This window comes from Paenibacillus sp. FSL R7-0331 (assembly GCF_000758645.1).
Taxonomy (GTDB): domain Bacteria; phylum Bacillota; class Bacilli; order Paenibacillales; family Paenibacillaceae; genus Paenibacillus_AQ; species Paenibacillus_AQ camerounensis.
The window spans coordinates 2534893-2553210 of sequence record NZ_CP009284.1 but is presented as its reverse complement, the minus strand read 5'-3'; the positions used below and the strand labels follow the sequence as shown (position 1 = coordinate 2553210).

Annotated in this window: 12 protein-coding genes; 3 read left to right on the top strand and 9 right to left on the bottom strand. The window is 54.1% G+C overall.

What is annotated here, in order from left to right; translation table 11 throughout:
* Positions 1–24 precede the first annotated feature (24 nt).
* From R70331_RS10425 to R70331_RS10415, 3 genes are all read right to left on the bottom strand, one after another.
* Positions 25–1680 (bottom strand): helix-turn-helix domain-containing protein, encoded by a 1656-nt coding sequence (locus tag R70331_RS10425; protein ID WP_042182466.1) that lies wholly within the window; start codon positions 1678–1680, stop codon positions 25–27.
* Positions 1681–1823: 143 nt separating this feature from the next.
* Positions 1824–2030 carry a hypothetical protein gene (locus tag R70331_RS10420; RefSeq protein WP_042175159.1) on the bottom strand — a complete coding sequence of 69 codons (207 nt, stop codon included), beginning with the start codon at positions 2028–2030 and terminating at the stop codon, positions 1824–1826.
* A gap of 20 nt (positions 2031–2050) precedes the next feature.
* Positions 2051–2632, bottom strand: a complete 582-nt coding sequence (locus R70331_RS10415) for an ATP-dependent Clp protease proteolytic subunit (RefSeq protein WP_042175157.1) — start codon at positions 2630–2632, stop codon at positions 2051–2053.
* Positions 2633–2818: 186 nt separating this feature from the next.
* Here R70331_RS10415 and R70331_RS10410 point away from each other — a divergent pair, with 186 nt between their 5' ends.
* Positions 2819–3565: an RNA polymerase sigma factor gene (locus R70331_RS10410; protein WP_052419010.1), complete on the top strand. Its 747-nt coding sequence runs from the start codon at positions 2819–2821 to the stop codon at positions 3563–3565.
* Between the two features lie 22 nt (positions 3566–3587).
* Positions 3588–4481, top strand: a complete 894-nt coding sequence (locus R70331_RS10405) for an NAD-dependent epimerase/dehydratase family protein (RefSeq protein ID WP_042175155.1) — start codon at positions 3588–3590, stop codon at positions 4479–4481.
* Here the strand turns inward: R70331_RS10405 and R70331_RS10400 are convergent.
* From R70331_RS10400 to R70331_RS10390, 3 genes are all read right to left on the bottom strand, one after another.
* A complete protein-coding gene (locus R70331_RS10400) occupies positions 4461–6290 on the bottom strand; it encodes a methyl-accepting chemotaxis protein (protein WP_197071418.1) in 1830 nt (609 codons plus the stop codon). The genes R70331_RS10405 and R70331_RS10400 overlap by 21 nt on opposite strands.
* Before the next feature lie 219 nt (positions 6291–6509).
* The gene (locus tag R70331_RS10395; protein ID WP_042175152.1) at positions 6510–6920 is read right to left on the bottom strand and encodes a VOC family protein; all 411 of its coding nucleotides are present in this window, start codon (positions 6918–6920) and stop codon (positions 6510–6512) included.
* Between the two features lie 142 nt (positions 6921–7062).
* Positions 7063–11142, bottom strand: coding sequence for a choice-of-anchor I family protein (locus R70331_RS10390; protein WP_042175149.1), 4080 nt, complete (start codon positions 11140–11142; stop codon positions 7063–7065).
* A 198-nt stretch (positions 11143–11340) separates the two neighbouring features.
* On the opposite strand from R70331_RS10390, the gene R70331_RS10385 reads away from it, so the two are divergent.
* A complete protein-coding gene (locus R70331_RS10385) occupies positions 11341–12498 on the top strand; it encodes a glycosyltransferase family 4 protein (RefSeq protein WP_042175147.1) in 1158 nt (385 codons plus the stop codon).
* A 15-nt stretch (positions 12499–12513) separates the two neighbouring features.
* Here the strand turns inward: R70331_RS10385 and R70331_RS10380 are convergent, their stop codons facing one another.
* The 3 genes from R70331_RS10380 to R70331_RS10370 all read right to left on the bottom strand — a co-directional run bounded on the left by R70331_RS10380 (position 12514) and on the right by R70331_RS10370 (position 18311).
* Complete coding sequence (locus R70331_RS10380; protein WP_042175145.1) at positions 12514–12864, bottom strand: hypothetical protein; 351 nt, start codon at positions 12862–12864, stop codon at positions 12514–12516.
* Positions 12865–13118: 254 nt separating this feature from the next.
* The gene (locus R70331_RS10375) at positions 13119–14195 is read right to left on the bottom strand and encodes a response regulator (RefSeq protein ID WP_042175143.1); all 1077 of its coding nucleotides are present in this window, start codon (positions 14193–14195) and stop codon (positions 13119–13121) included.
* A gap of 3 nt (positions 14196–14198) precedes the next feature.
* A complete protein-coding gene (locus R70331_RS10370; RefSeq protein ID WP_042175142.1) occupies positions 14199–18311 on the bottom strand; it encodes a PAS domain-containing protein in 4113 nt (1370 codons plus the stop codon).
* Positions 18312–18318: the final 7 nt, after the last annotated feature.

Genomic DNA, 18318 nt, shown 5'->3' with positions numbered 1-18318 from the left:
GCCAGCTGGTGCTCCATGGACAAATTACGGAACATGTATGGACGAATGGCTGAGGAATAGATGCCTGGTCTCCCGGATCATACGCAACTGCGCATAGGCTGACTGTTCACGCCACGGGTCTGAAGCCAGAAAATGTACGCGGTGCCGTTGTACTGCCGGTATCTTCAGCCACTGCAGATCATTCTGCAGCCTGCTCCACTCATTCAGCGTATCACTCTCCCTGCGGATCAGCATCAGCAGGTGATCCGCACCGATAGCTGCAATATCCTCTGGTGTTACCGGGATGTTGTAGACTCCGCCTCCACCGGTATAAGCAGGCTGCAGCTGCAGCTCCTGATACAGCATGCTGGCCATACTACGGCTGCAGTGCAGGTAGAGCTTACTGTGCAGCATCCGGATGACCACAACAGATTCACTGCCGATCTGCGCATGAAGCTGTTCTCTGGCCTGGCCTGCCTCCCGGTCAAAATTGGCAAGCCACTGCGCCGCCTGCCAGGATTCCCCGAGCCGCTCCGCCAGCTCCAGAAACTGGCTGCGCCAGTCAGCCGGCTCGGAGGACAGATAATGGACCGGCGCAAGCCGCTCCAGTGCCGCCTTTTCTTCCGCCAGCAGCGAGTCCTCAGCCAGAATCAGGTCAGCAGGAACCTGCCGCAGGATCTCCAGATTGGCCTGCCAGTCCTGCTTGCTGCGGTAGGCGCTGATATGGACAGGAATTTCTGTCCGGTAATTCCGGTAATAGTACTCTGTCCATTTTGGATGCAGAGCCGCCGCATAAGGCATCAAGTTCAGCGGGAGCAGCTGTCCCAGCAGCGAGGAGGAATAAGCCACCAGCTTACGGCGCCTGCTCTTCATATAGACTGCGGGCGGCACACCGATCATTTTCTTGAATTTGCGGCTGAAATAGAATTCATCCGCATACCCGACCTGGTGGGCGATCTCCCTCAGCTTCGCACCGCTCTCTGCCATCAGGCGTTTGGCCTGCTGCAGCCTTAGCTCTGCGGCGTAATCCAGAGCGCTTTTACCGTATTTTCTTTTGAACAGATCATTGAAATATTTAGGGCTGAATTCGGCGGCCTGGGCCAGTGACTGTGCGGTTAAATCCCGGGTAAAATTGTCTTCTATGTACTGCTTCGCCTGTTCCAGCGCATAATTCGTATCCCTTGGCCGCTGCCGTCCGCTCACCCGGATACTGTGCAGCAGCTCCTGAAATGCAATCTGCGCCCGAAAACTCACTCTCCGCTGCTGCATTTCCTCCTTCTGTGCCAGCTCGCTGCACACTGTCAATATAGACTGCATCGGGATCTGTGCCAGCAGCCCTGACTGCGGAAGCAGCTGCACATCCTTGAGGGGACGGCTGCCTTCGTCTGCCGCGCCGTACCTGTAGACATTAAAATAAAATATATACATCTCCAGACTCCCAGACTGCTCCACAGTGCCGAAGGTTTGTCCCGGCATGCACAGGCTGACTGAACCGGCCGCCAGCTCCAGCAGGCCGGTGTCAGCCTGAAGCTGTACCGTTCCGCCTGTCACTACAATCAGCGCATAGGTTAATACAAGCTGCTGTGGCAAATGCATCTCGTCTGTACCCTTCACAGCCTGAACGGACAGCAGACGGAAGGCAAGCTCCCCCCAATCCGGCAGCTCCTGCTCCTGACCGTCTCTTATTTTCTCATCCAGCATTTCCAGCTCACCACCATCAGTAACTCTATAAGTCCTTTCAGTATAATTGATAATGATTATCATTGGAATCCTGTATGCACAAAAAAAAGACTACTCCTGTGCCTATTGGCTTAAGAATAGTCTCTTTCGTCCTGTATCTGTCCTTAATGCCCGAATCCGACCCGCGGCCGTTCCCGCTCTTTGGTCTCCAGCGCAACCGCCCGGATGGAGGAAACCGGGATATACAGCAGCTGATACTCTGTCCGGTATTTTACAAAACGTTCGTCAAGCTCCTCCAGCACACCTTCTCTGACGCTGGTTCCGTCCAGAAAATGCACCGCCACCTTCTGTCCAATCAGTTCCTGCAGCATGCCAATCAGCTCCTTTTCGATTATAAACTGGAAATTACTTTGTCGATGATACTGTAGTCCAGCGCCTCATCTGCCGTCAAGAAATAATCGCGGTCCATATCCTTTGCGACTTTGTCAGCCGGCTGGCCGGTACGCTCTGCAGTAATCTGTACGATTTTCTCCCTGATCTGCAGAATCCGCTTGGCACTGATGGCAATATCGCTGGCCTGGCCCTGCGCTCCGCCATGCGGCTGATGAATCATGATCTCGCTGTTCGGCAGCGCAAACCGTTTGCCGGGCGCTCCGGCCAGCAGAAGCAAGGAACCGAAGGAAGCAGCAAAACCCGTGCAAATAGTGCTGACCTGCGGTTTGATTACCTGCATCGTATCATAAATGCCGAACCCTGCGGTAGTCGACCCGCCGGGACTGTTAATAAACATCTGAATATCCTTCTCCGGGTCCTCAGCTGCAAGATACAGCAATTGGGCAATAATACTGTTCGCCAGCTGATCATCTATGGCCGCACCGACAAATACAATCCGGTCCTTCAGCAGGCGCGAATAAATGTCATATGACCGCTCACCTCTGCCTGTCTGTTCAACTACATACGGGATAACACCCATCCTTCATACCTCCTTAAAGTTTTACTTTGAGTGATATCTTGTAACCGGATGAATGCCGGGAAAGGATACGGTATCCGGCTGAAAAAAAACGGATTGGCCCCCGTATCTTTTATGAAGAGGTATTCGCTTATATAATAGAGGGAACTGAACTTACGGTGAGGATTGCCACAAAGGAGATGACCACACATGCTAATCCTTGATCAGCACGATATAACCGCCGGTAAAGCGGACGCTGAGAGCCTGCAGCCGCTTCATACGGCCCTGAGCCGCTACTGCCTGTCGCTTACCCGCTCCAGACATGAGGCTGATGATCTGGTTCAGGACACCTGGACCAAAGCGCTGAGCTACAGCGGATGGCCGGCCAGTCCTAACCGCCAGGCACTGCTGCTGCGGATTGCCAGACATACATGGATTGACAGCCTCCGGCGTAAATCGGCGCATCAACGTGCCATGGAGCGCGGGCTTCAGCCGGCAGATACTGCCACAGAAGAAGAGCAGTCTAGCCTGAGCGATCTCGAAACGGTATTTCATGCCCTGATGAAATCCCTGCCGCCGCTCCAGCTGTCCGTATTTCTGCTGCGCGATGTGCTCGGCTACCCGGCACAGGAAACGGCAGAGCAGCTTAATACCACGGAGGGTGCGGTCAAAGCCGCGCTGTACCGGGCAAGGCAAGCTCTGACAGCTGTGCGCACAGAACTGTCTGCGGACGGGCCGGCCCTGCCCGCAGACAGTGATTTCCGGCTGCTGCTGGCCGCACTGGCCGAAGCCTATGAGCAGGGGCAAGTCCCTGTGATGCTGGAGCTGCTGCGCCGGGAGAAGGCTGCCGGCGTTACAATGGCAACCGGCTTCAGTACTGTTCAAGCCCGCAACCAGTCCGCTCACACCGCTTCCAGATATACCGGAATCCATGGCGGACTGCGGATGGCTGCCTGACAATCTGCTAAGGGGGTTAACCATGAGAAGCATACTTGTACTTGGAGGCACACGGTTTTTCGGCAAACGGCTGGTTCAGCGGCTGCTGGAGGATGAGGATACGCAGGTTACTATTTTGACAAGAGGGCAGACAGCAGATGAGTTCGGGGATGCTGTTACACGCCTGACCGCAGACCGTTCTGACACGGAAGCATTGACGGCAGCGGTTGGCGGCAGTCACTTTGATGTTGTCTATGACAACATCTGTTACTCACCCGACGATGCTGCGGCAGCGGCCGGGATCTTTGCAGAAACTGCCGGACGGTACATTCTCACCTCCAGCCTGTCAGTCTATGATCCCGGCCCGGAAATGCTGGATGAAGCCGATTTTGACCCGGGGAGTTATCCTGTCCGGCTGGGCCCGAAGGAGAACTTCAGCTATCAGGAGGGCAAACGGCTGGCCGAAGCTATTCTGCTGAACCAGACGGCCTTCCCGGCGGCGGCAGTCCGGTTTCCGATTGTTCTCGGAACAGATGACTATACGCGCCGGCTGCATTTTCACATCGAACAGATCACAGCCGGCAGACCCGTCGGCATCCCTGATCCGGAGGCCTTGATCTCCTTTATCCGCTCGGATGAAGCTGCAGACTTTCTGTACCGGCTGGGCTTCTCTTCGCTGACCGGGCCGGTTAACGCCTGCTCAGACGGGGCAATTGCCATCCGTGAGATTATCTCGCTAATTGAGGCAGTCACCGGTAGACAGGCTATTACGCCGCGCCAGGCAGCGGATAAGGATATGTCACCATTTGGTATTACCGGGTCGTGGCATATGAATACAGCAAAAGCCCGCACCGCGGGCTTCACGTTCCTTCCGCTCGGCAGCTGGCTGCCAGAGCTTATCACTGTGCTGCATGCCTCACTCGGCCATCGCGAGTAGCGGTGCTTCATCATCCGCTTCCTTGCTGCTGCGGGCTTCGTCCATATTGAGTACCAGGCCGCTATTGCCGTGAGGCTTGGCGGCTTCTTCGTCCTGTCCAATCTTAAATACATTAATTTCCCGGAACAGCCGCTGTGAAATCTCGCTGATTTCCAAAGCCTGGCTTGCGATAGCGTGAATAGCCTGATCCTGCTGGGTGCTTGCTGCATTCACTTCCTGAACACCTGCCGCCGTCTGCTCGGCTACGGAAGCCACGGAATGAATGGATTCCCCCAGCCGGGAATTAATCCGCTGCGTCTCCTCAACCTTGCCGTGAATCTGTGTAATCTGCCGGCTGATTCCGGAAATTGAGCTGTCTATCGCCTTGAAGGAGGCCAGGGTTTCTGCAACCTGGGAATCCTGCTGCTCCAGGCTTTTTTTCGTTTCCAGCATTTCTTTCTCAAAGTCCGCCATATTCTCCTGCAGCTCTCCGATAATCCGGCTGATCAGAATCGAAGAATCGCTGGTCTGTACCGACAGGTGGCGGACTTCATCAGCGATAACTGCAAAGCCTTTCCCGGCTGCGCCTGCCCGTGCCGCTTCAATCGCCGCATTTAATGACAGAATGTTCGTCTGCTTGGAGATTTCCGTAATGGAATTTGTAATCCGCGAAATATCACCTGACTGCTCAACCAGCTTCTCCAGCGCTTCATATACTTTACCTACAGAGGAACGTGAGCGCTCTGAAATCCGCTGCAGCTCTCCTACCGTATCAGACCCTTTACGTGCATCAAAGTCAGCCATTCCGCTGGCCGCCAGCATTTTATCAGTATATTCTGTAATCTCAGCCACTTCCCGCTCAAGCTCCCGCAGCAGCACCGCACTTTGTTCAGACTGGACAGCCTGCTGATCCGCCCCTACCGAAATTTCCTGAATGGTTCTGACAATCTCCTGATTTGTATCCGCTGTAACGGTCGACGATTCCTGGAAAGACCGGGAATAATCCGCAAGCGTTGAAGCAACCTGCACCGTCTGGCGAAGCATCTCACGTACACGGGTCACCATATGGTCAAAATGGAAGCTCAGACGCCCCAGCTCATCTTTGTACGGAGAATTGATCTGCTGGCGCAGATCTCCCTCCGCGATATTGCGCAGTGCATGCTGAAGCTTGCCTACCGGCGAAAGGAACGATCTGATCAGCAGCACAGCAAGTACCAGCATAAACAGAATTACCGCGCCTGCAGCATAATAGACAATGGAGACGGTACGCTCCAGCAGGGTGAAGGATTCCGCCTGCGCATTGTCCGCATTGTCTGACGCTGCCCTATATAGTGCCGAATTAATCTTAAGCAGCTGCTGATGTACAGCAAGGGCATTTGTATGCAGACCGTCAATCTCCTCAAGCACTGTCAACGGGTCAAGGCTTGTATCCTCCATCGTCTCTACCAGCTTGCCGACATAACCGCTGTACATTTTGAATGCCGACTGCAGCAGCTGCAGATCCTTCCACGCAGAGGTTTCTTTATCGAATTCAATCTCAGCTACAGCTGCTTCAAGCTGCTGCTGCTTGTCCATATACGGCGCTGCCAGCTCCAGGTCACTGGATTCTGCAAGCTCTGTCTCCAGGCTGTTCAGCTCCTGCAGCAGCTGAGTGATGTTCGAAACGGTAATTCTTTTTTCCATCTCCGACTTCTGGCGTTCCATCGACAGCTCTACCTGACTGATTTTCTGCCCCTGAAGCAGCGCTACTCCCAAAAAGATAAGTGAAATCGCCGTAAAACTGAGAATCAGCTTCCATTTCATGGATAAATGCAGCATCCTTCTTTTCAAGCCTATCATCCCTTCTATTCAGAGCCTTGGTTGTATCGTTATGTATGTAATATTTGCCACGCACTCATTGTAGAAGCTGGATATTAACGGCTCTGCGGTGTTTTGTATACGTACCGTAAAGAATATGTTGCAATATTGTTAACACAAGGCAACCGCCAGCATAGCAAAAAGACAGGCACCCTTACCGGGCACCTGCCTGAAAAATACTAATGTTTTGATTTACTGTGCAGCACTTTCGTCCATATACATAACTTCCCACAGATGCCCGTCCGGGTCCTGGAAACTCCAGTTATACATAAAGCCGTGATCGACCGGATCATTGAACGGCTTGCCGCCGGCATTCAGTGCCTTCTGCACCAGCTCGTCCACCTGTTCCCTGCTTGCTGCGGAGAAACAGGTAATAACCTCTGTATGGGCAGCAGAATCGATAATCGTCTTGTTTGTAAACGTACCGAAATACTCCCGTGTTAGCAGCATCGCATACGAATTTCCGTTAATGATCATACAGGTTGCGTTCTCATCCGTAAACTGAGGATTAAACTCAAACCCTATTGCCGTAAAAAATTCAATCGACCTCTGCAGATTGGCTACGGGCAAATTAATAAACAGCTGGCCTGCCTGAAATCCCATTCGCTGATCACCTCGCACATGTATTGGAGTGAACTCCGGTTAGATTATAGCATGTCCCGAAACAGAAACACTAAACCGCCTGACCGGTCAGTGCAGTCCGAAAGGCGGGGCACCCGCCGGACCACACTAAGCGGAAAGTCTTTTACTGTACTGCCTTCAGCAGCTTAGCCAGCAGATGTGCAGTTTCTTCACGTGTGGCAGAAGCCTGCGGGGCAAAGTTAATCTTGCCGTCTGCTGCCGCCTGGCCGGAGAGAATGCCTGCCTGCTGGACGGCTTTTGCCGCCTCCAGCGCATAGCTGCTGATCGATGCCTGATCGGCAAAGCTTGCAGCTGCACCGGCGCTTACCGGCAGGCTCCAGTTCATCGCTTCAGCCAGACGGGTAATCATTACCGCCAGCTGTTCCCGTGTCACATTAGCCTCAGGATTAAACCGGCCATCCCCTGTGCCGTTCACAATTCCGTTGACACTGGCCCAGCTCACTGCTGCCGCATAATAATCATCGGCCTGCACATCGGTAAAGCTGCCTGCTCCGGCTGTGTTCAATCCGGCTCCGGCCAGGCGGGCCAGCAGCAGCGCTGCATCTCCGCGGCTCAGCTGAGCCTTAAGGCCGAACTGCCCTGCCGAGGTTCCTGAGATAATGCCGCGCGCCGCCAGATAAGTGACCGAGTCTTTGGCATAACTGCTTACGGTATCGGTGAACACCGGCTTGTTATAGCCGACTGCATAAACCGAGAAATGCGGGGTCTTAAATGTCAGCACACCGGCCGCCGCATCATAACTGCTTGCAGGCAGTACGGACAATGCTCCCGCCGCTGTTACATAATATGCAGCCACCGCGTTGAGATCTTCACCCGCAGCTAAAGTGTAGGGTATGCTGACCACAGCACCGCCTGCACCAAAGCTGGAAACCTCCCGGCTTCCGGCTTTTACTGTCAGGCTAAGCACCGGACGGGTACCGACCAGACTTGAAGCCGATGCGAGCGCAGCTTTGGCAATCGTCAGACTGACAGCTTCTCCGGCTGCTGCACTATGGATTGCCGTGATTGCAGCACGGTCCAGCGAGATCGTACCTCCATGGCTTGCAAAAGTCACTGTTTCTACTGTACTGGCGGAAATGTCAGACCATACCGCAGCAGGTACATTAAGCACTGCCGTTCCGGCTGTATCTGCAGCAGCTGTCCGGAACAACAGCTCATGTGCCGCAGATCCCTTCAGTGATTCCAGTGCAGCTGTTACGTCCTCCCGGCTGACCGGATAGGAAGAATTACCTGTCGCATCCACCTCAGCCTCGACTTCTACAACCGCCTTGCCGCCAGCAGGGCTGACCGCAGGTTCCGCTGCCGGAGCCGGAACTGGTACAGTTGAACCGCTTGGCATACCGGAGCCCGGCAGGCTGACCACAGGATTAGCAGTTGATACTGTTACTTGCGTTTCAGCCAGTCCGTAGCCGTCTGCACTGTACACGGAGATTACAGCTGTCCCGGCAGTAAGCGGTGTTACCTTACCGGCCTGGTCAACCGCAGCGACAGCTGAATCGGAAGAGCTCCAGATTAGCTCTGCGGCAGTTCCGCCGGCAGGCTGCACATCTGCTGTAAGCACTTCTGTAGTACCGCCGGCTTGCATGGACAATACTGCCTTATTCAGGCTTATCGTTGTCACATTCAGCTGATAAATCGCCACTGTACCGCCGACTTCATTGGCAACCAGCACCAGCGGCAGTCCCGTCGGGCTGTCGGCTGCGGCGATAAATTCAATCCCCTCAGGACCGGTATCCGTTTCAATATTATTTTTGGGTGTGAATTCGCGTGTATTGATGTAGTTCACAAATTCCGGCTGCTCCGGATTGGTCACATCATAGGTCATCAGGCCGCCGATGCGCTCCAGCCCGATAAAGGCCAGCGCCTTCTTGCCCACCTTGCCGGTCTTAACATATTCAGGCTCCGGTCCTTTCTTGGTACTGCGGCTGTCCATTGTAGTGTTGCTGTTGCTGGCATTGAAGTAAGCCGGCAGGCGTTCAGCCGTAATCTGCTCAAAGTCGCTGCCGCTGTCATATACCTGCTTCATGCTGGAAGCATCCCAGATGGAGAAGGAACGGCCTCCATACAGATACATTCCGTCATGGCCCATATCCGACATTACTTCAACGCTGTCATACTTCGTTGTTCCGGCCAGGAATTTGGCCGCATCCGATTCAGGATTGAGTAAGCCTTTCATTTTCCCGATGGTGCTGGCATTCTCCTTGCTGTCCCATTCCGTTGCATCGCCCTCGTTGGCTGTGAACAGATAGGTTTTACCGTTGACCGTGTACTGGCTGATCCCATCCGGCATATACACACCGTAGAACGGGACGTTCTCAAGACTGATCAGATTATCCCTTTGCAGATCCAGCGCATTGTGCGGAAGGCTCAGATCCTTGAGTCCCAGACCTTTCACCCACAGCAGCTTGCCCGAAGCAATATCCACAGCAGCGATAGCATTGTTCTCCTGCAGACTGATATAGGCCGTCTTCTGGTCTTCGGACAGTTCGATGAATTCCGGCTCCAGATCACGTACTGCGTCTTCTTTGGCGCCTTTGCCGGTAATCAGCTTCGTCTCCGGGTCCGCTGCCCCCCGGATATGCACCAGATCATCAATGACAGCAGGGTTATCGAATTTCACCAGTCTTACTGCATTGGTCAAGGTATCTATAATCGTAATACTGCCTTCCGGATCGCCTGCCAGGGTACGCGGCTCCGCCTCATCAGCAGTCAGGATATACCGGCCGTCTGAAGTGTATTTGACCATATCCGGCTGTACCCCGGCTTCAAATGTCTCCAGCAGTTGTCCGCCGTAATCCAGCACAAGCACTTTGCCGTTCTTCATTGCATCGGCTTCCTGAACAGCCACTGCAATCCGTTTGGTTGCCGTATTCACGTCCACACTGGTTAAATCCCCGTAGCTGAAGCCCCCGGTTTCAGCCAGCACCTCTATGTTGATGCTTGCCTCCTTCTCCGGATGCACACCGTCTTTAAGATTAACAATATCTACAGTCGCGGGATGAGCCGACCCGTTAACCAGATAGAATCTGCCGTTATCCCGGTTATAGCGGACAATCTCAGCCACGCCGCCGTCCTCACTGGTCGTTCCGACAGAATATCCGCCGATCTTGGTCACGCTGATCAGATCCTGCTTGGGATCAGGTGCAGGCTTGCCCACAACAAGACTCAGCGTTCCGGTCACTCTGGCCGGAGCCGCAGAGCTGTCATAGACGGTATAGCTCACAGTTGAAGTCCCTGCCGCGAGCGGAGTTCCGCTGATAATGCCTGCAGACGGATCAAGCTTCAGCCCTTCCGGCAAGCCGTCTGCGGTGAAGGAATACGGCTGGACTCCGCCGTACACGGACAGGGCTACCGTATACTGTGAGCCGGCTGTCGCCTTTGGCAGCAAGGATGTGGCTACGCCAAGAGCAGGTGCTTTGACTCCCCACGCACCATCCCTACTACTGTGCGGCTTCATCAGATTCATTGCAGCCGCATCAAGCGAGTCGAAGCTGATCTGCTTCAGATCCTTTTTGTTGTTGTCCGTATCCGCGAAATCTGCGCGGCGGACCGACTTCTGCTTGGAGGTTCCCTCCTCCTTGCCTGTCGGGTAATCCCCTTCATAGCCGTCGATTACGGAGCCCTTGTCATTTCCAGCTGTGCCGATCATGTCCACATAGGCAGCGCTTTTGCTCTCGAACGGATTAACCGCAGTCAGCAGATCGGTATTGCTGAGCAGAACCACCTTTACGCCTTTATTATTGAAAAGCAGCCCGCTCCACGTCTGGTCACCCTTGCCGCTGATGTCGCTTTGGAAGGTCGGGTTATTTTTACTGTCCGTAATAAGGTAAGAGGAATGTGCCTTAATAGTGCCGCTCAGCGCAAGTCTGCTCCAGGCACCGTTCATCGACGGATCAGAGTATTGCAGTGACCAGCCGCTCAGGTCCACATCCGTGTCCAGGGGATTATAAAGCTCAATATAGCCGCTTGAAAAATAACCGCCGGTAGTATCTGCATCCCCTCCGCCATATACCTGATTCACAATAATATGAGGAACGTTAACATTATAAGAGCCGTCAACATTATACGGAGTGCCCTGCTGCTGTACTGCAGCCGCTGCTGCAGGGGCTCCGCCCCAGGCGGGAACAAGTGCAAGTTCGGCCGCAAGCAGCAGAGAGAGGATGGTAGTACCTGATTTTTTCAAGTCGTTGTCACTCCTATTAGCTTATTTTTTAAATAACTATAGTGGACGAGTGTTTGCGATTGTACGTATTTGTATCAACGGAGCGTAAAGTGCGGGGACAAACCGGCCGATCCTGAAAAAAGCCTTAACATTCCGCTGACCCCCGCCAAATATTCACCTGCTATGATCAGGGCAACTAAAGTCCTGGAGGGGATATTGATGCGTCTTGCCTTGTTTACGGACACCTATCTTCCGCAGACCAATGGAGTCTCCCGTACGCTTCACCGGCTGACCGGACATCTGAACCGCCGTGGAATTGAGCATCTGCTGTTTTCACCAAAGTCCGCCTCTGAAGAGGATTGTGATGATCCGGTACGCAAAATTTCCAGCATCCCCTTTTTCCTGTATCCCGAGTGCAGATTGGCCCTGCCCGGACTGTCCTCCATTCACAATGAGCTCCGCGCCTTCCGCCCCGACCTGCTGCACCTGGCTACCCCGTTCAACCTCGGCTTATACGGCCTGCGTTACGCCCATAAACATAACCTCCCGCATGTCGCCTCCTACCACACTCATTTTGACCGCTACCTCCGCTATTACCGGATGCCCAGCCTTATTCCGCTCTACTGGAAGTATATGAAATGGTTCCACCGCAGCTGTGACGCCATCCTGGCGCCTTCCCGGGAAACGGCGGGTGTTCTGCGTACACGCGGCTTTACGGGGCTGCGGCTGTGGTCAAGGGGGGTAGACTGTGGATTATATAACCCTGAGAAGCATTCAGAGAATGTGCGCGGGCGTTACGGGATACAGACTCCGCTGATGCTGATATATGTTGGACGGATTGCTCCGGAAAAAGATATCGCAACGCTCATGGCGGCCATGCGTCTCCTGCCCGAATCCGTTGCCGCCGCCGTCCATCTGCTTGTCGTCGGGGATGGGCCGCTGCTGCCGGAGCTTCGCGCCTCCGCCCCTGCGAATGTCACCTTTGCCGGCAGCAGGCACGGGGATGAGCTGGCGGAGCTGTACGCCTCCAGCGACATTTTCGTGTTTCCGTCTGCTACGGAAACCTTCGGTAATGTAGTGCTGGAGGCCATGGCCTCAGGGCTGCCGGTCATTGCCGCAGATGCGGGCGGCCCGCGCGAGCTGGTGGTGCCCGGCCGGAGCGGCACGCTGTTCGACCCGCAGCAGCCGGCGGCAATGGCCGAGGCCATCTGCAGGCTGGCCGGGCAGCCTGAGCTGCGGCTGGCGATGGGCCGGGAGGGGCGGCGCCTGGCGCTTAGCCTATCCTGGGAGACAATATTCGACGGGCTGATCCGCGATTACGAGGAGGTCATTGAAGCCCGGCGCGTGAAGGGCGGTGCCGGGATTTTTACGGCTTAGCCGCAGCGGCGGGAATCAGGACGGCTGAAATGGAGAGGCAGAGGCATTTCTGCCTCTCCTTTCGCCGTCCGGCCGGATTGCGCCGGGATCAGAGGGATTTTTCCCTCTCCTTTCGCCGCTCGGCCCGATTGCTCCGGGATCAGAGGGATTTTTCCCTTTCATTTCACCGCTCAGTCCGATTGCGTCGGGATCAGAGGGATTTTTCCCTCTCCTTTCACCATTCGGCCCGCTTTCGCCGGGATCAGAGGGATTTTTCCCTCTCATTTCACCGCTCAGTCCGATTGCGTCGGGATCAGAGGGATTTTTCCCTCTCATTTCACCGCTCAGTCCGGTTTCGCCGGAATCAGAGGGATTTTTCCCTTTCATTTCGCCATTCGGCCCGATTGCGCCGGAATCAAAGGGATTTCTCCCTCTATCTCCACAGGCAATACACCAGCCGTCACGGCTCTCAGCATACTATCTGCCCTTTCCTACTATAATAACTAGCAAAGCCCGACCCACCTTCTGAGATAGAAGGTAGGTCGGGCTCTTTTTTGAAACGATGCTATAGGTGGCTGTGACACATAACTATCCCTGCAATGAGCACCAGCCAGTATTCCACAATTCCGGTCTGCTACCACCTAGTACCGGTCAGAAATCTCCTGAAACTTCTGGCTGCATTTCACAAAGATCTCCACAATTTCGGGGTCGAAATGCCGGCCGGCATCCCCGACAATAATATCGACTGCCTGCTCATGGCTCATCGCCTCCTTGTAGACACGCTTGCTGGTTAGCGCATCGTACACATCTGCAACCGCCATCAGCCTTGCCGATAACGGGATTGCATCACCGGTCAATCCTTGCGGATAGCCGGTACCGTCCCATTTTTCATGATGGGAATAGACGATCTCCTTGGCGAACCGCAGGAAGGTTTCAGTGCTGTTCATCAGCCGCTCGGCACGCAGGACAGCATCCCGGCCCTGGGTCGTGTGCGTCTTCATCACTTCATATTCTTCGTCTGTCAGCTTGCCCGGCTTGAGAAGAATATGATCCGGAATGCCCACCTTGCCGATGTCATGCAGCGGAGCCGAGGTGACAATCAGGCTGATATGCTCGGGGCTGAGGACATCCGCATATTTTTCCGTCCGGCCAAGCCGGGTTGCCAGCTCCTTGATATACAGCTTGGTTCTTTGAATATGATTACCCGTCTCGGGATCACGCATTTCCGCCAGCGCTGCCATCGCCATGACCGAGACCTCCTGAATCAGCGATATTTCCTGGATCCGCCGGGAGATTTCTGCTTCGAGATACTGGTTTTTGTCTGCAAGAAAATCCTTGGAGCGCTTCAGTGTCAGATGTGTCTTTACGCGTGAGAGGAGGATCGGCGCACTAATCGGCTTAGTAATATAATCCACCGCACCGGAATCGAAGCCCTTGTTCTCATCCTCCACCTCTTCTTTTGCAGTCAGAAAAATCACCGGTATCTCCCTCAGCACCTCATCCTGCATCAGCCTGCGGCAGGTTTCGTAACCGTCCATGCCCGGCATCATAATATCCAGCAGAATCAGATCGGGAGGAGCAGCCTTGGCAATCTGCAGCGCTTTTTCACCGTTTGTAGCCACCTTCACCTTGTAGCATTCCTTCAGCAGGCCGCTGAGCAGCGCAATATTGTCCGGCGTGTCGTCTACGACTAATATAACAGGTCTTAAATCCAGCATTGTTTACATCAACCTCTGTTCATATTGACTTTCAAGGAGGGCCTGCCGGGTTATTTCCACAGCCTCCTCATATTCAAACCGGCTAAGGCTGTGCTCCAGCCGCTTCATATCTGCCTGTTGTATCAGATGGGCCACCGTATCCTTAATATCGGTATAATAATCAACAGCTTCACTGTCATCATCCAGCAACAGCTCAAGCAGCCGCTCAAGCAGTTGCACAGCCGGGACTGTCAGCTGTCCGGTCTCCTCCGCCGGCACTACTGGATGCTGGCTGCTGCCCAGCTGCTTGACAATGATGCCGGAGCTGTCCTGCACAGCCGTTTCCAGCCTGCGCAGCAGCTCCTCCAGCACCTCCGGCTCTGCTTTCCGGGTGAACATTGCACCCAGGCTACCAGCCAGCTTCTCTACCTCTGTAACCCCGAGATTGCCCGATACCCCTCTCAGATTATGGGCAAGCCTTTCCGCAGCTGCAGCCTCCTCCTTCCGGAGCGCCTCACGCAGAGCTTGAACAATTTCATGCTGGCTGTCCGCATATTTCAGCAGCAGGCTGCTGTATAATGTCCCGTTGTGCCCCACCCGGGTCAGACCGCCCGCCGTATCAATCCCGCCGAGCCGCAGGATAGACAACGCACCGGCGTCAATACCTGCATCAGCACTTACATCAATACCTGCATCAGCACTTGCTTCCTTACTTGCTCCAGCACTCGCTTCTGTACTCACACCAGCACTCGCATCAGCACTCGTTTCTGTACTCGCTTCAGCCCTCGCATCAGTACCATCATCAAGTCCAGACGCATATCCCTCACGCCCGGCAGCCTGCCTGGCCGTCCCGTCTGTAACCCATCTGCTAATCTTGGCGAACAGAATATCCGGGTCAACCGGCTTGGCGATATGTCCGTTCATGCCTGAAGCAAAGCTGCGCTCCCGCTCCTCCTGCATCGTCCTGGCCGTCATGGCAATTACCGGCAGTTCCGGAGACAGCTCGCGGATTCTCGCCGCCGCCTCGAAGCCGTCCATCTCCGGCATTTGCAGATCCATCAGGACGATGCCGTAGGGCCGGTCCGCAGGCATTGCTTCAATAAGCCGCACGGCTTCAGCCCCGTTCACCGCCAGATCCGGCAGCATTCCCTGGCTTCTCAGCAGCTCTGCGGCAATCTGCCGGTTGATTTCATTATCTTCAGCTACCAGCACCCGGGTTCCGGCCAGCCTGTAATCCTTCTCCTGAACAGGGGAAGCCGCTGCCGGCAGCAGCTTGGCCGGGATATCCGCATTCTGCACCACATCAAACCAGGCGGTAAAAGCAAAGGTGCTGCCCTGTCCTTCCACACTGTCCACCCACAGGCTGCCGCCCATAATTTCTACCAGCTTGCGGCTGATTGCCAGTCCCAGTCCCGTTCCGCCAAACCTCCGCGTAGTCGAGCTGTCGGCCTGGGTAAAGGCCTGAAACACCTTGCTCTCCGTTTCTTTGCTCATGCCGATGCCGGTGTCGCGCACGCTGATCTGCAGCTTGACCCTGCTGTCAATCCGGCTGTTCAGCTCAGCAGCAATGAATATCTCACCCTCACTGGTGAATTTAACCGCGTTGCTCAGCAGGTTCGTAATAATCTGTCCCAGACGCAGCGGATCACCGCTGAGCTTGGCAGGCACCTCAGGCTGGATTGTGCACAGCAGCTGCAGTCCCTTTTCCCCGGCCGTCTGGCTGGACAGATCCAGCGCCCCGGTGAAGACCTCCATGAGTGTAAAGTCCGTGTTCTCCAGCTCCAGCTTGCCTGATTCCACCTTTGAAAAATCAAGAATTTCATTAATGATGCCCAGCAGTGAGGTTCCGGCATTATGGATTTTGGAGATATAATCCTGCTGTACAGGGTTTAGGCCGGTCTTAAGCGCCAGATAGGCCATGCCGATAATCGCATTCATCGGTGTACGGATCTCATGGCTCATATTAGCCAGAAACTGCGACTTGGCAGCTGTTGCTTCTTCCGCCAGATTAAGCGCCGATTTCAGCTCCGCCTCCTGCCGTTTGGCATCAGTTATATCCTCCGATACGCTGAGCAGATAGAGCGGCTGACCCTCGGCATCCATGATCGGCAGCTTGGTGGTCAGCACATATCTGAGGTTGCAATGCTCACCGTCGTCGGGGATAATCTCGATTTCGCTGAAGGTCTGGCCGGTGGCGATTACTTTTTTATCCGCATCCATCAGCTTGCGCGCTATCTCCTCAGGGAACATAGTCCGCAGATCCAGACCTACCAGCTGCTCAGGCGCTATGCCCAGGAAATCCGCACTTGCCTGATTAGCCTTAAAAATCTTCAGGGTCTGTGCATCCTTCACCGTTATCATGAGCGGCATATGGCTGATGATGGCATCAAGGAAATTGCGGTTATCGATAATCTCTTTTTCCTTATGCTTCAGATCGCTGATGTCGGTCATAATCCCCAGATACCCGCCGATCGAATAATCGGACAAGCGGAACGCAGACAGGGAATACAGAATATGATGCTCCTCCCCTGAAGCAAAGGTTCTGATAATCTGCCGGTTCGAGGATCTGCCGGTCGCCGCCACTTCAGTCATCATCTCGCTTAGATTGCGGTACCCGTCCTCCGGCAAATGCGGCAGCATACTCATCGGAATACCGGCCAGTTCAGTGCGCGACACCTGAAAGGCCTGCTCATAAGCAGCATTACAGCCGAGAAAGCACTGCCGTTCATCAATATAAAATAGCGGATGCGGCAGCGTATCAATTAACTGTGAGGTGAAGTACAGCTGGTCTGACAGCTCTTTTCTCATCCGTTTGTATTCGGAAATATCCTCTTTTATGCCGACGTAATGCGTGACCTCGCCGCTGTCATTTTTAATGGAGGAGACAAGCACCGCTTCCGTGTATTCCTCGCCGTTCTTTTTGCGGTTAACAAATTCCCCGTGCCATTTCCCCCCTGCATCCAGCGTTTCATTTAATTGATTATAGGTCTCACGCCCGGTCTTGTCCGTTTTCAGGAGGGATGGTGTCTTGCCGAGAATTTCTTCTTTGGAGTATCCGGTCACCTCAGTAAAATAAGGATTAATATATTCGATCTGCCTGTCTTTGTCCGTAATCAGAATAGACATGGGCGCCTGCTCAATAACATTTAGATAGAGGCGCAGCTTCTCGTTGTACTCCCTTTCGGTTTCCAGCATTTTTTTGGCGGCGATGGTCTGCTTGGCATATAGCCTTACAATGAAATAGGCCATAATAATGATCGTAAAGTACAGAAACACATATACGGAGAAGCCTTTCAGCAGCACAATCATCACAGGATACATTAAAAAGAGAATCCCGCCCTTCAGCATCCGCGGACTATTCTCCGGTGTTGCTGCGGGTTCCGTCTTGCTAATCTGCAGCGTCCCCATAATACCGCTGGCTGCTATACCTGCGATGGAGAGCCGGTACAGGCTGTCTATGTATGGACTTGAGATTAGTCCGCCGTGCAGCGCCTGAATGAGATCAAGCGTCCCGATCAGGGCAATCCCCGAAATCAGCAGGATACAGCCGGGTGTGCGCTGGCTGCTGTCCATATAGATCCAGATCAGGGTAAGTCCGGCCAGTACCAGCAGCGGTACGAGCAGATAAAAGAAGACGGCGAACGACTGGATGCCGCGCGGCATCCAATGAATGGATTCATCCTGAAAAAAGATAAACCATACACTGCCCACAATGCACTCCACAGTTGTAATCTGATCCCAGAGAACCTGCAGTCTGCTGATCCGTTTTTTCAGTTTTCTGTAAACATGTATAATGCCGAACAGAATCGCGACTCTTGCCGGAATATGAACCATTACTGCCAGCAGCACGCTGTGCGGCCCATCTCCGAAGGAAAGGGTCAGGCCACCCGGAAACAGAGTCAGAATGAGATTTCCCGCTGACCATAGCAGAAACGCAAGCTGAATCCAGTGGCGTGATTTATTTAACTCAGGCCTGCTGCCGCCCCCTCTTTTCCAAAAAGCACAGCAGACCAGCAGCGGTCCGCCTGTTATAATAATCATCCACAGTATGCTGCTATATTGGATCTCTACCCAGATACAAGCCAATATGTACAGCGCCAGAGCCGCCCATAGCCCGCGTATCCTTCCTTTCTCCATCCGCCGC

Excerpts from the sequence above, each read along its gene's own strand:
- R70331_RS10385 (WP_042175147.1), top strand. The coding sequence starts at position 11,341 with ATGCGTCTTGCCTTGTTTACGGACACCTATCTTCCGCAGACCAATGGA.
- R70331_RS10380 (WP_042175145.1), bottom strand. The coding sequence starts at position 12,864 with ATGAAAGGGAAAAATCCCTCTGATTCCGGCGAAACCGGACTGAGCGGT.
- R70331_RS10405 (WP_042175155.1), top strand. The coding sequence starts at position 3,588 with ATGAGAAGCATACTTGTACTTGGAGGCACACGGTTTTTCGGCAAACGG.
- R70331_RS10395 (WP_042175152.1), bottom strand. The coding sequence starts at position 6,920 with ATGGGATTTCAGGCAGGCCAGCTGTTTATTAATTTGCCCGTAGCCAAT.
- R70331_RS10375 (WP_042175143.1), bottom strand. The coding sequence starts at position 14,195 with ATGCTGGATTTAAGACCTGTTATATTAGTCGTAGACGACACGCCGGAC.
- R70331_RS10410 (WP_052419010.1), top strand. The coding sequence starts at position 2,819 with ATGCTAATCCTTGATCAGCACGATATAACCGCCGGTAAAGCGGACGCT.
- R70331_RS10420 (WP_042175159.1), bottom strand. The coding sequence starts at position 2,030 with ATGCTGCAGGAACTGATTGGACAGAAGGTGGCGGTGCATTTTCTGGAC.
- R70331_RS10425 (WP_042182466.1), bottom strand. The coding sequence starts at position 1,680 with ATGCTGGATGAGAAAATAAGAGACGGTCAGGAGCAGGAGCTGCCGGAT.
- R70331_RS10370 (WP_042175142.1), bottom strand. The coding sequence starts at position 18,311 with ATGGAGAAAGGAAGGATACGCGGGCTATGGGCGGCTCTGGCGCTGTAC.
- R70331_RS10415 (WP_042175157.1), bottom strand. The coding sequence starts at position 2,632 with ATGGGTGTTATCCCGTATGTAGTTGAACAGACAGGCAGAGGTGAGCGG.